The organism is Teredinibacter franksiae, assembly GCF_014218805.1.
In the GTDB taxonomy this organism is placed as follows: domain Bacteria; phylum Pseudomonadota; class Gammaproteobacteria; order Pseudomonadales; family Cellvibrionaceae; genus Teredinibacter; species Teredinibacter franksiae.
Map to the genome: position 1 here is coordinate 2978017 of NZ_JACJUV010000001.1, position 13505 is coordinate 2991521.

The 13505-nt window shown below is 49.0% G+C and carries 12 protein-coding genes; 3 read left to right on the plus strand and 9 right to left on the minus strand.

The window, feature by feature from the left end; translation table 11 throughout:
* Positions 1-46 precede the first annotated feature (46 nt).
* The 5 genes from H5336_RS12515 to H5336_RS12535 are packed head-to-tail and all read right to left on the minus strand — an operon-like array spanning position 47 to position 8266.
* A complete protein-coding gene (locus H5336_RS12515; RefSeq protein WP_185234635.1) occupies positions 47-3307 on the minus strand; it encodes an NACHT and WD repeat domain-containing protein in 3261 nt (1086 codons plus the stop codon).
* Between the two features lies 1 nt (position 3308).
* Complete coding sequence (locus H5336_RS12520) at positions 3309-4802, minus strand: toll/interleukin-1 receptor domain-containing protein (RefSeq protein WP_185234636.1); 1494 nt, start codon at positions 4800-4802, stop codon at positions 3309-3311.
* Positions 4803-4837: 35 nt separating this feature from the next.
* Positions 4838-5779 (minus strand): dimethylarginine dimethylaminohydrolase family protein, encoded by a 942-nt coding sequence (locus H5336_RS12525; protein ID WP_185234637.1) that lies wholly within the window; start codon positions 5777-5779, stop codon positions 4838-4840.
* A gap of 11 nt (positions 5780-5790) precedes the next feature.
* Positions 5791-7188 carry a sulfotransferase family protein gene (locus H5336_RS12530; protein WP_185234638.1) on the minus strand — a complete coding sequence of 466 codons (1398 nt, stop codon included), beginning with the start codon at positions 7186-7188 and terminating at the stop codon, positions 5791-5793.
* A 22-nt stretch (positions 7189-7210) separates the two neighbouring features.
* Positions 7211-8266, minus strand: coding sequence for a sulfotransferase family protein (locus H5336_RS12535; protein WP_185234639.1), 1056 nt, complete (start codon positions 8264-8266; stop codon positions 7211-7213).
* A gap of 483 nt (positions 8267-8749) precedes the next feature.
* Between H5336_RS12535 and H5336_RS12540 the strand changes: the two genes are divergently transcribed.
* From H5336_RS12540 to H5336_RS12550, 3 genes are all read left to right on the plus strand, one after another.
* A complete protein-coding gene (locus H5336_RS12540) occupies positions 8750-8917 on the plus strand; it encodes a hypothetical protein (protein WP_185234640.1) in 168 nt (55 codons plus the stop codon).
* Positions 8918-9349: 432 nt separating this feature from the next.
* Positions 9350-9688, plus strand: a complete 339-nt coding sequence (locus H5336_RS12545; RefSeq protein ID WP_185234641.1) for a P-II family nitrogen regulator — start codon at positions 9350-9352, stop codon at positions 9686-9688.
* Positions 9689-10061: 373 nt separating this feature from the next.
* Positions 10062-10277: a hypothetical protein gene (locus H5336_RS12550; protein ID WP_185235823.1), complete on the plus strand. Its 216-nt coding sequence runs from the start codon at positions 10062-10064 to the stop codon at positions 10275-10277.
* Positions 10278-10435: 158 nt separating this feature from the next.
* Here H5336_RS12550 and H5336_RS12555 read toward each other — a convergent pair whose 3' ends face one another.
* The 4 genes from H5336_RS12555 to lptM are packed head-to-tail and all read right to left on the minus strand — an operon-like array spanning position 10436 to position 13398.
* Positions 10436-11125, minus strand: coding sequence for a DUF484 family protein (locus tag H5336_RS12555; RefSeq protein ID WP_185234642.1), 690 nt, complete (start codon positions 11123-11125; stop codon positions 10436-10438).
* Positions 11122-11952, minus strand: coding sequence for a diaminopimelate epimerase (dapF, locus tag H5336_RS12560; RefSeq protein WP_185234643.1), 831 nt, complete (start codon positions 11950-11952; stop codon positions 11122-11124). The genes H5336_RS12555 and dapF overlap by 4 nt, the downstream gene beginning before the upstream one ends.
* Positions 11952-13214 carry a diaminopimelate decarboxylase gene (lysA, locus tag H5336_RS12565; protein ID WP_185234644.1) on the minus strand — a complete coding sequence of 421 codons (1263 nt, stop codon included), beginning with the start codon at positions 13212-13214 and terminating at the stop codon, positions 11952-11954. The genes dapF and lysA overlap by 1 nt, the downstream gene beginning before the upstream one ends.
* 4 nt (positions 13215-13218) lie before the next feature.
* Complete coding sequence (gene lptM / locus H5336_RS12570; protein WP_221628054.1) at positions 13219-13398, minus strand: LPS translocon maturation chaperone LptM; 180 nt, start codon at positions 13396-13398, stop codon at positions 13219-13221.
* Between the last annotated feature and the right edge of the window lie 107 nt (positions 13399-13505).

Genomic DNA, 13505 nt, shown 5'->3' on the forward strand with positions numbered 1-13505 from the left:
AACGATTAATTACGGGTTGCGTTAGAAAGACGCCGTATTGTTGCAATTACAATTCAGGGAGGCAGTGTTCATGCGCCCCAAGATTAAATAATGGTTTACAGGTTTTGGAGTTTCGCAATTGGGTCAGCCGTTTTACCGTATCGCCGTATATATGGGCGTCGTTTAATCTGTGCTCCATTTTGCGGCCATCGTTACTTTTTAATATTACGGTTTTTGGTGTGCGCATGTTGTCGAATGCAACGGCTTGAATAACAAAGTCGACATCAGTATTGATGACATACGTTGGGCGTGTTTCAAACCCATGGGCACCGTTGTGTCTAAATACTTCCAGACGGTGGTTGTTGGCCACGGAGGCCAGCCATTGGGTATGCTCGGGCGTTGGGTTGTCGTTAGCTTGGGTAATAGATAATCGGCTGTACCAAACAAGCGCGGCCTCTTCCTGGTCGGTAAATATTAGGTCCGATACGTCCCAGGCGACGATATAGTTATTGCGTGATACCAATACTGCTTCGCGCAGAGTGTTATCGTTGGTGGCAGACTGCGTAACAGATATATCGTTGATATAAACTCCAGTACTGTTACCCAAGGCATAGCGCGGTTGCAGCCCATCTTCGCTGAGCTTATACAATTTGACGATGCCATCGTGGGTGGCACACACCAAGCGGTTGGTCGCAACAATTTCCAAGTCTACGATTTCGGCGTTACTGCAGCGAGTTTCGTCGATGAATTCCAGTGAATTATTGTATAGATACCAGAGGCGAACATTGCCATCGCGATCGCCGCTGACTAATCCTGGTGTTGGGCCTTCATGGAAGTGCAGCGCCGATACATTTGCATCGTGATAGGCGAATTCATTCCTGGCTAAATGGCTATCGGTATCATATAGATAGATGGCGCCGTCCCAGCCGCCGCTGGCCAACAGTTTACCGTTCGCGTTGTAGCGCAATGCGGAGATGGCCTCGGTATGTTTTTGGGTTAATACAACAGGTGGTTTTTCTGTTTCTATCACGGTGACGAGCTGCACTTGGCCCTTGCTATCACCGGTAGCGAGCGTACTGCCATCGGGGCTGATGGTTAGCGCCGTAACCGGGCTGTCGCGCGCTATTTTACGTTGGCTGAACACGCACTGGCCAGGGTCGTATTGAATAAGCCGCAGTTGTGTATCGAGTGAAGCAATGGCGATGGTAACGATGTTGGTCGCTGGGTCGTGATGAATATCGGTTGCCGATAGCAACGATGGCGTTTCGCCCTTGGTAAATAGGCTATATGTTTGCTTTATTCCCAGATCGTAATCATAAGCGCTATCGCCCACCAAAATAGTGCCCAGCGAGGTAACCGAAATAAGTGTTTGCTCGTTAATTTTACGGGTGGCGAGAATTTTTGGAAGAGTAAAGTTTGTATTGTATCCACTAGAAGCCGTTGCAGGTGATGCGTTACAGGCGGTCGCTGCGTGAGCGTCTGGTTCGGCGGGTTTCGGGGTACGGCAGTTGCTGCAGGCTGTGGGTAAAGTGTTTAATGATTGCCAATCGATAAAATACACGGAACGTCGGTGCATAATCGAGTAGGCCTGATTGAGTGCTTGCTTGGCTTCGTAGGTGTCGGATTTCTGCAGCGCAAGAATCGCTGTATAGGCCGCTTGCTCGGGTGATGTAAGCAGTGCGTTTTTGGCGTCGATGGCAAGTTTAAGCGATTCGGATTTTTGCTGCAGCTTATAGGTGTGTTGCGAGAATAAACCGAGGATAGCAATACCGATAATACAAAACATCAGTAGCCCATTTTTTAGGTAGCGAATTTTTTTTGCGGTCGCGATTTCTTTTTGATGCTGAACTTCCTGTTGCTGCTTATCGGCAATATGCTGCTTTACGCTCTGGGCGATATAGTTCTTTACCTGCTGGAAATTGTCGTCATAGCGCGCCGCCCAGGCAGGGTTGGGTTTGGTTTTTTGCTGCCAGTTCACAGCGATATCCAGCTCTGGATTACGCATTAAACTCGCTTCCTGCTTGTTATAGCGGCAAGCCAGTTCAGACAAGCGCCAGTACTGCTCAGCCGATTGCGATTCTTCTTTTATCCAGATCATTACCTGTTGCCACAGGCGGAAAAGGCTTTCGTGAGACACATCGATAATACTGTCTTCGGTAATCGTTTCTGCCGCATTGGGGGTAAGGAAGCTGCAGTGCGGGTTGCGAAAAATAGTTAGAATGGCTGCCAACCTATCGAAGTCGGTTTCGCAAATGGCCATCAGTTCGCTGACCGCGGCCGGGCGTCGCACTACACGGCTGTCCTGAGTTAGCTCGCTGAGGCATTTAAATATTTTTTCGACGAGCTGTTTCTGTGGTTCGTTTAGTGGGTTGAAGATGCTTTCGGCATGCACATTAAGGGCATTGCTTAATGTGCCAATGGCTTGGTAGTGCGAGAGGTCAATGGGTTGACTGTTTTCACCTTGTTGGTGCCAGCAAAACCACATACGCATAAGGGCATGTTGAAAAATGGGTAATTGATCCGGTTCATCGCCAAGGTCGTTGAGCAGGCGATTGACCAACCGAGCGCTAATATCCACACCTTGTTTTTGTAACGGGCCGAGAATAATGTCTCGCCGTTGTTGGCGATTCATTCGCGGTATTAGGTATTGGCTGCGGTTAATGGCCTCGGGTAGTCCTTCGTATTTGGTACAGTCGCCGAGAAAATCCGAGCGCATGGTTATCACAATATAAACCGGGACTTCAGTTTGTTTTACCGCTTCTAGCAACAGTTTTATAAATGCCAATGCATAGTTGCGTTTACTGTTATTGCTGGTAATGCGAAACAGTTCTTCGAACTGGTCCACCAAAATTAGAAGGGGGTGTTCACTGTTTAATTGTTTAACTAGCTCTACCAGCCCAAACGAACTGCGTGAAAGTAGAGCCTCGGCCATGAGCGTATATTCACTGGAAGCCTTTGCCAAAACGTCTGGATCGGCTTCTGGGTGCTTACGGTGTTCGAGATTTTGGTGAACGGCAAATAGTGCTTGAGCTAGACGTGCCAGCGGAGCGCCACCGGGGGTCATTTCGGTGGTTTCCCAGTGGCTACGCAACGAATGATCGCCTACTAAAGAAGCATTGAGTTTGGGTAACAGCCCTGCGCGAATGAGTGAAGATTTACCACTACCGGAAGCGCCGAGTACGGTTATCAATCGGTTGCGCTTTATTTTTCGGGCCAGTTCGGTTACTTGTTCATCGCGGCCGTAAAAATTTCCAGACTCGTGTGGCGAGTAGCTGCGTAAACCAGGGAATGGGTTGGTTAGTGTTTTGGCCGAAGGGCGTTTAGCCATGTTAGTGGCCTCCCGTTACGCTAAGGGGTTGCAGGAATTCGTCAAAGTCGCCATTGCTTTCGGGTAGATGGCGAATGGTGGCGAATTTGCGCGCACGGAATCGCAGCTTGTCAACGGTTTCATCACCGGTAAGGTATACCCCGCGTAATTGGAAAGGTTGTTGGCGTTCTTTTTCTATCTGGGTAATATCGCGCACCTTATCGCTCAGCCACTCTGCACGGCTATTGGCTTGTACAATTATGACTGATTGCGCGGATTTTAAATTATTCATGTAATCGTCGTGTATCAGTTGTTCTGAGCCGGTAAAGAGCGGGTGTATTATATTGTGGCCGCTATCTAACAGTGCTTCTTCTAGTGCCTCGGTGTAGTCGTAGTCCGTTTCTTCGTACAGTAGATAGATATTATCTTCAGCGCTGGCAGAAGTCGCCACCGGGCTATGGGCCGTTGTAGGCTTTTTATTGACTGCATTACTAATACAGTTTTTTAGCTCTTCGATATCAGTTTCTAAAAATTCAGTTTTATCGAGTTCGTATTCTTCATTGCGCAGGTTGTCAATAAATTCGATTTGACATTCTTCGGTTACAGACTGAGCTTTTGGTAGCCATATAATACGGTGTATGCCTTTGGCTTTTGCATGCTCTGCTGTAAGTTCGGTTTGCCAGTGGATATCCGATTTTTCTGTGCCTTCGTGGATGGAGCCATAATGCCCACCAATCATGTTGACAATGAGTTCGCACTCGGAGAGTTCGGCCTTTGTTTCGGCAATAAAGTCTCCTAGTTTTCGCGCCGGTGCACTTTGCGGTACAACATCGTAACCGCGTTCATTAAATTCCCGTTTTATACTTTGGTATTCCTCATCGATGTCCAGTGTGGGTTGTGGAATGTACACTTTTTTATTCGCACTATTGGCGGGTTCAGTGCGGGACTGTTTATACAATTTGTATGTTTGTGCAATGTCGTAGGCTAGGTCTTCGAGTTTGGCCCAGTAGCGAGGATCTTTGTTTGCACCTGGGTCCTGGCGGAATTCATCGGGTCGGTTGTTGGCTGGGTTTACATCGTAAAAACAATAGCCCAGTTGAGTTTGCAGTACATCGGGTTGCTCTTCTAGTTCCAGAGGCGTTTTTATCACTTTAAATATGCGCGACTTCTCACCCATTTGCAGCCCACCCTGAGCTTCGACGTCGTGGGTAAATTGCTCAAATTCTTTGATGCACCAGTCGGAATTAACATAGCGTGGCGAAACCACGCAAACGAGCAGGGGTACATTTTTTAAACCTTTGAGAATGGAATCGCTGAAATTGTCGTTACCGGTCAGCTTTTCATCGCGCCAGATAGACACCTGGCCGCCAATAATTTGCTGCAGGCGTACTCCCAAAGAATAATGCAGACGTGAAATCCAGCCGGGCTCATTCATATCTAACGGTACGTTATCGATATGCGTGTAGCTGATAAACAGGTCGTTATCATTGACGTCTTGTGTTGCCGAATCACCCATGGTGCATTGCTCTCTACTGTGTTTCCTGCTGGTTTTTATGTGCGACTAATAATGCCGGTCAGGCACGCTAACCCGCCGCCGGCATTCAGGTATTCACTTACATCCACTTGGTGGGTGGTGACATCGTGCCGGTGCAATGCCCGTTGAATATTGGGGCAATTGGCGGGCATCAGTATTTCCCTTGGTTTGAGGGTAACAAAATTCATTCCTCGCTTTTCGCGAAGCTCTTGTTCGTTCTCCAATGCAATGATGTCGATGCTACGGCTTTTTAACAAGCTAATTAATTCTGGTGGTGCGCGGTTGCTATCCACGGCGACCAAATTGTGGTCAATAAAATTCATTATTCCCAGAAGATGTTGCTGATTGCCGGGCATGGAAGTGGTGAGCACATCAATGCCCATGGTTGCCAGTAACGGAGTAATGTGGCTAACGGCTTCGTTGTTGGTACGCAGATCTGTACCGATTAATACCGTTTTATGATCAAGCCAGAGCGCATCGGCACCTTCAAAGGAGCAGTTACCCCGCAATGTGGTGAGGATGGGTACACCCATGGCGGCGAGCGTACGTGCGGCGTAGCGTTCTTCGCCTGCGCGCTGCTGCGCAGCGGGGCGTGCGAGTATGGCGCCTTCAGGGGTCATGAAGTAGAGGTCGCGCATAAATATAAAGTTGGGTAGTGGTGCGTCGCACCGGGATATTGTCACTTCAACCCCCTGTGCTTCGTAGGCGGCTTTAATTGCCAGAGTTTGCTCACGTATACGTTGGAGGTTTACGGGGCGTAACAATAAAGCTTCGTTGGGGTTGCTAATGTGGCCGAGAATATCACCGGGCCAGCCGAGGGTAACGCTCGTTAATGCGGCGCATTCACTGTTTACGCCACATTTGCGCCACAGTGCATTATTGAGTTCCTGTTCGTGACGCTGGCTACGGACTTTAAAAGCCGGGCCGCCCCAGGTACCGGGAAGTGGTGTATCGCTCATTGTGACCTGCTTTAGTAGCCTAGCTGCTGAGCCAGGTGTTTTATTGATTCGCTTTCAATCAAGGGTTGAATAATGGATGCCCGTTTTTTCCATCGATCGGGGTTAGGCGCGCTAGTGGTCATGATTGGCGGCGGGTGAATGTGTGTCAGTGCTTGGGTGCCGGGCTTGCTGATATTTAACCACGTGCACACGCTATGCAGTGCGGCTTCGCGCCGCTGCTCACCGCCGATGAGATCTTCATAGCGTACGCGCAATGTCGGTAGCGGCTGTTGGGCGAGAAAATCCTGGATATGTTGATGGGTGCTTGTCCATTGAAAAGCACACACTTCTTCCAGTTTTGCGTGGGTGTATTGTTCCCAGCTAGGGGGTAAATCGAAATTCCACCAGCGCTTCCCCCACCGTGGAAATTGATCACTGTAGCCTTTTATCTGTAGCTCAACGGGCATTGCCTGTACAAAAAAACCGTGGTGTAGCCAGCCGTCGTAAAGGCCGTTAATAGCCGCTGCGGGGTTACGGGTAAGGTGAATAACTCGGCACCGGGCCTGGGGAAAAACAGTTTTAAGAAACGCTAACTGGTAGGCATGACCAGGGGCTTTGAGCACGAGGGTACTGGGTGGCTTATCGCCGTGGGTGCCTGTGGAGTTTGTGTCTACCTCCCAAGGAGAAATGGCTAAAAAAGGCGGCTCTTCAATCAATAGATCGGTTGGTGGACCTTGTGGAGTAGGGATTTCTGGGTAATGGCTGTGAATGAGCTGTGCAGGAATATCGTAGTAGTAGGGGTTAACGTTGGGGTGTTGAACACGTACGCGGTTTAAAAAATGTACGTGAAACAATTTGCTGTGCAGCAGCGCAATAATGCTTTGTTCAGTTTTGTTACTGAACTGGTTAAACGTATTTTGCATGCACTTGCGCACTTGATCTGGGTCGAAGCCTTCGGCCGGCCACTGAATACTCAGTCGAAGATAAAGATCGCGTGCAAAACGGGTCATATCGATTGCTGGCGTTGCCACTAACGGGTCGGTAATTTTATGTGGATCACAACCTGCACCCATTTCGCGCAACAGCAATTGCTGTAATAGCGGGATATCAAATCCGGCATTGGTGAATAGCGCATCGGAGCCGGTATTGTTTTCGGGGTACATTAAGCCGGCCATTCGCATCATTGGGATGGCCTCACCGCGCAGGTGCAGTATTTCTGAACAGTGGCGCAGTATTTCCATAAAAAAACTAGAGCCACCGCGTGAACTGGTCGCAACCAGAACAATATCGGTTATTTGGTTAATGTTCGGTAGCTTGTTTTGATCCTGTAGGTGTGTGTTTTCGCTTAGTAGTAAGTTTCTCGCTGCGGATAGGGCTATCCTGCGGCGACTGGATGTGCTGGTGGAATATGACTGGCTCTGTTTTAACACACGAATGTCCCTGTGCTTATTATTATTTTGAGAGGTGTTTGTGCGTTGTTGGGGGCGATCGTCTAACCCAAGATAATTTGGTTAAATACAGTCGCCGTGCAATTCGTCGTCCAAAATTCTTATCGTTTAGAAGCGATTTAATTTGCACTTGGATATTCAATAGGGTGTCTTGCACGCCAAATAGTGCACGACTTACCGGGCCAATGGTATGGCTTTGCCAATCAGTATTGTCCGGCGTGTAACCGAGGTTAACCATCGTCTTGCCGGCGGCTCTTTCCACTGTTTTTATCTGTATGCTCGACAAACGCTTTTTATACTTACCGGCATTATTGGACATAATCGGTTTGGCGGTGTTTTTCCAAGATTCGGAAAGGGTACCGCTGAGCTTCGCTTCTGGCGTTTCGGCAAACGCCAGCATGGTGCTCTCAAAGGATTCGTCTATAAAAGCGCATATTTTTTTGACCGTGACTTCTGGTTGCGCAATTAAATATTCATAGTGCAATTGCAGTACGTTCTCAGCGTATGGGCCATTGGCTAGTGCCAGACCTTTTTGCTGCTGTTCGTGCCACAATCGCGCTGTGTGATAGGGGTGGAAGGGGTTGAATACCGAATGCATCGAGGATACGGCAACATCGCGGGGGTCGCGCACCAACCATAATAATTTCGCGTGGGGGAACAGGCGAAAAATGGCATCGGCGTGCTCAACCATAAACGTACTTTTACAGGCCCAGCGCTTTTTATTACTGGCTTTAAGGTAGGCGTTATACACGGTGACGAAGACACCAAAAAGGTCACGTGAGGGTGCCTGGCTAATCAGTTGGTCGATATCCAGTTTTACATCCCAAGGGTAGATATGAATATCAATAAGTCCTAAGACATCGGCGACCAGCCGATAAAAATTATCCTGCTCATTGAGGTCGCCGTAGCGGCCTTCGAGGCTGCCCATAAAATGCATAATATGCGGTGGGTGTGGAACGGTGATGTGGGAGTGTGTGTTCAGTATTAACCGCAACAGGTTGGAGCCGGAACGCTCAGTGCCCACAATAAAAATAGGGTGACTATTGTCTAATTCATCCATGCGTTTTACCCGACAAAATTGATTTGTGCGCCTGAGTGTAACTATATGCGACAGACTATTTATTATTATGCGCTTACATCAGCCCCCCGCTAAACGAGCTGCCCACCAACATAATGTAATCGAGTGCGATGCGTCAATTCCACGATTGTCTTTGAGTAATATTGTGGCGAGGCCATAGCATTCAAAATGTGTTCAACTAACCTAGGTCAGCATGCTATCAGGTTAAAAATAGGGTTAATAATAGGGCATACTTTTCCATCTTCTTGGAGATTACCGTTTGCCATTAAAGGCACCTGCAGAGCTGCGTAAAAGGTAGTGCACTACAAAGGTGCCGTTAGCGGAGTGCGTTATTTAGCTGGAAATAGCTATTGGTTAAAAAGAAGCCCTTAGCTAAAAAGAAGCCCTTAGCGGGTGAAAGGCCCTTAGCGGGAAAGCAGCCATAAGCGGGAAAAAAGAACCTTCGGCTTAAAAACATTCCATTGCATGGATAATCGCCCCCTCAAAAAAGTGTTAGAGCGAGATGTTTACACGATTGCCGATCGAAGCATATCGCTCGGTGGGGAGCAACGTATGAAAGTACTGGTGCCAGAGGAAAGGTTTGAATCTTCACGCAGTTCCCATTCAGTCGCTCCCGAGAGCGTGGAAGCCTAGTATTTTCGGGGCGCTTCGGTAGCGCTGGAAGATAGATACCCGCGTTCGCGGCCATGACCCAACTTGAGTTTGAATTGCGCTCGGCCAATGCAAACACCAACGGTGTAATGGGGTACAGGTTAGTCACTAGAATTATCTTGGGCTCCCGCGTGTGCTAAAGGGTTTCCGAGGGTTGTATGGTGTGGGGACAAAGGGGATAAGTACCGTAAGCTGGCTAAAATGTGTTTCTGGGCAGTTTAATAGGCTATGTAGCAGCTAAGCCACATGTTTGACGTACTTAGAAGTACAGGGTTGTCTGTTAGGCGCTCCCCTTGCGGGCGGGGAATCTTCGGTGTAAATTGCCGTATTAAACCCCTTAAAAGGGGGAATACCCTCAGTTTGGGCCCTCAACTACAATAAAACCGAGTATTTAGGTGCATTTAAGGATTTCCTATGAAACTGATCACAGCCGTAATTAAGCCTTTCAAGCTGGATGACGTACGCAACGCGCTGTCTGAAATTGGCGTTCAAGGCATGACAGTGACCGAAGTTAAAGGCTTTGGCCGTCAGAAAGGCCACACCGAACTTTACCGTGGTGCTGAATACGTTATCGATTTCTTACCCAAGGTAAAACTGGAGCTGGTACTGGGAGATGACCTTATAGAGCAGGCAGTCGAGGCCATTACCAAAGCGGCGCAAACCGGCAAAATTGGAGATGGTAAAATTTTTATCACCCCCTGTGAAGATGTTGTTCGCATTCGAACCGGTGAAACTGGCCCCGACGCGGTATAAGCCACGCCGGTATTTTTTTGCGCCACATTTTTAGCCTGTGGCGCTATCCTTGCCTTTCCTAAATCTCCCTCTATAGCTCGCCGTTGTTGATTATCAGGTTAATTTTTCGGTTGCAATATTTTTTAACAAATAACCGTTTTCTGATTTTTCCCTTAACACTAGAACAAAAAAAACTAACCAAATTCGGCCTATTCAATGACAGCGCCAAATCTGTGAGCTATATAAATTAGCGATGATTAATGCACGGGTTAAGTGCTGGCAGTTCACAGGTGTTCAGAATACGAGCTTAGTCGTGATGAGTAGCGACTGTTTTGAATGGCTTTTTGTGTGTTGCTGAGGCTGTTAGCTAAGATTTTTAATGAGGGTGTTAACTATGGGTGATGCAGATACAATTGACGACGCAGCTGATGCAGTAGCGCTAACGCTAACGGGCGAAGCACTTTCGTCTAAAGAAGCCGAGCGGACTAAGATGCAAGCAGAAATAGAAGCTTTTTTGGCCAGTGGCGGCACAATTAGTCGAGTGGCCAACAATGTTGTGGCCGATCCGCCGAAAAAACCCGAATCGAACTACGGTGGACAGCCGATTTAACAAAAACCTCGATAGTGGTTTTGGCTGGAGCCTTGCCATTTGAGGCGCTGCTTGAATTCAGCATGTTTGTGTTCGACGCATTTGTTGGTACGTCCGTAAAGGGGATTTGGTACCTACAATAATAAAGCGCTAGATCCTAGACGCCGCGCGTCTGTTTGTTATCCCAAATACTTCGGCAGTAAACGATTCATTACCTCGGCGATATAGCCGAGGAAGAGTGTACCCATACTGGAGCGGTAGTAGGTTGGGTCTTGGTTGCCGATGGCCAGTAGCCCGAGTGGACTACCGTGTTGCAAAACGGCTAGGGCGGCGCTGCCGACATTGGCTGAATCATCGTCAAATAAAAATTCCGTTTCTTTAATGTCGATGCCGCCACTGACGGTGTTGGGTAGTTTCAAACGCTTGCCAATATAGTCTCGAGCGTCGTGCACGGACACTATGCGAGCGGCGCTTGCCGGTGTACTGCTGTTGCCAAACAGTATTAGGCGCGTGTAGTGGATATTAAATTCTTTGTCGAAGCTGTAATAAAGCGCATCTACAAGGTCGCCTAGATCGTTACACTCGAGCATGGCCAGTACTAGGCGTTTGGTTTTGTCGAACAGCCTGTCGTTTTCACGGGCGTTATCTAGCAGGCTGCTGAGACGGTGGCGCATGTCCATGTTGCGTTCGCGCAAAATAGCGACCTGTCGCTCAACTAATGAAGTTGCGCCACCGCTTTGGTGGGGTAACTGCAAGTCTGCCAGCAGCTCCGGACGTTCGCTAAAAAATTCGGAGTTGGATTTCAAGTAGAACTCTACCTGATCGGCGCTGATTTTTTCACGTTTTTGGGTAATGGGCGATTCGCTCATATTTTTACTTGGCCATGAAAGACTGACGTTGCCGGGCCTGTCATCATAACAGGCTTTCCATGCCCCTCCCATTGGATGCGCAGATCACCTCCGGGTAGAGAAACATTTACATCGGTATCCAATAAATTGCGTTCAATGCCACTCACAACGGCGGCGCAGGCGCCGGTTCCGCAAGCTAGAGTTTCACCTACACCACGCTCGAATACTCGTAATTTTATATTGCGGCGGTCTAGTATCTGCATAAAGCCGGCATTCACTCGCTTGGGGTAGCGTTGATGGCGCTCAATTTTGGCGCCAATGTCGAGTACCGGAAACTCGTTAACATCGTCAACAACAGCAACGGCGTGAGGGTTACCCATGGATACTGCACCAATATTAAATACCTGGCCTTCAACATCGAGCGGGTATTCGGGTAGTGTCGAATCGGCTTCGAAAGGGATGTTCGCAGGTTCAAGTTCGGGCACGCCCATATCGACGCACACTTGATTGTTAGCGAGTACATGCAGGGTCATTAAGCCGCTTGCCGTTTCTACGACAATGCAGTTTTTACTGGTGAGCTGGCGTTGGCGAACAAATACCGCAAAGCAGCGCGCGCCGTTGCCGCAGTTTTCCACTTCGCTACCGTTAGAGTTGAAGATGCGATAGCGAAAGTCGGCTTCTGGGTTGTCTGGTGCTTCAACGATCAATACTTGATCGCAGCCAACGCCAAAATGGCGATCGGCCAATTTGCTTGCTCGCTCGGGAGTTACGGTTACTTTTTGGCTGATAGCATCGATCATAACAAAGTCGTTACCAATCCCCTGCATTTTGGTAAACCTTAAGCGCATCAGCTTAGCTCCTCACTTGGAAGTAGCTGCTCACCCCGAGTCATATCTTCGAAGGTTTCGCGTGCGCGAATAAGATAATGCTTGTCACCATCGACCAGTACTTCTGCTGCGCGTCCGCGGGTATTGTAGTTGGAACTCATTACAAAACCGTAGGCGCCGCTGGACATTAAAGCTAGGTGATCACCCGCTTTCAGTGCCAAGTTGCGATCCTTAGCAAGAAAATCGCCGGTTTCGCATACGGGGCCAACTAAATCCCACTCTTGAAGCGCAGCACTGGAGCTTTCTGCCAAGGGTAAAACTTTTTGCCAAGCCTGATACAGGGCTGGGCGAATATTGTCGTTCATGGCGGCATCAATAATGGCAAAGTTGCGGTGCTCGGTAGGCTTAAGGTAAAGCACTTTTGTGAGTAACGTTCCGGCGTTCGCGGCGATAGATCGGCCCGGCTCTAGCATAATGGCCAGCTTGCGATCCCCTAGGCGTTGCTTTACCGCCTGCAAGTAGCTTGCAGGGGTTGGTGGTGTTTCATCGCTATAGGTTACGCCGATGCCGCCACCTAAATCGAGGTGGTGGATGTGTACCCCCTTCTCTGTCAGCGTATCGATTAGCATCAATAAGCGGTCGAGGGCATCGAGAAACGGCTCTAGCTGAGTTAGCTGGGAGCCGATATGGCAATCCACACCGATAATATTTAGCCCCGGCAGCTCGGCCGCACGTTGATACACGGCGGGCGCGGTATCAATATCGATACCGAACTTGTTCTCTTTCAAGCCGGTGGAAATATAGGGGTGGGTATTGGCATCCACATCGGGATTAACGCGCAGGGATATATTGGCGGTTTTACCCATGTTGGTGGCGACAGCGGAAAGCACTTCCAGCTCGGCTGTGGATTCAACGTTAAAGCAGGCGATACCGGTTTCTAGTGCGAATACCATTTCTTCGGCTTTTTTACCAACACCGGAAAATATAATTTTTTGTGGGTCGCCACCGGCTGCGAGTACACGTTGGAGTTCGCCGATAGAGACAATATCGAAGCCTGCGCCGAGTTTGGCGAGCACCTGTAACACCGCGATATTGGAGTTGGCCTTTACCGCATAACAAACGGTGCCCGGGTGGTCACCAAGGGCGTTGGCATAGGCCAGGTAGTGCTCGGTAAGGGCGGACCGGCTGTAAACGTAGCACGGGGTGTCGTAGTGGTCGGCAAGGCTGGACAAGGCACAGCCTTCGGCGTAAAGGCCGCCGCTCTGGTAATGAAAATGTGGCATGGTGTTACTGTCTCGAATTCTGTTGGGGCTCACTGGAAGGCTGGTCAGCAGGGTTTTGCGCCTGTTCCGGCAGCTTCAGTGGACCTTTTTGTCCGCAGGCGGCAAGTAAAAGCAATAGGCTGACTGTTGCGATCAAACGCAGCGGAGAAGCGGTTGCTTTTAGTTTGCTGTGAAGCTTGCGCACAATGGTTTGCCCCTGAGTAAAAGGCCGGAGTATAACCTTTCACTGGAGATCGCAGAACCCTGCACTCTAGCTGTGGTGCAATTGCCGAAAAAAATTTGTGTTGGTTT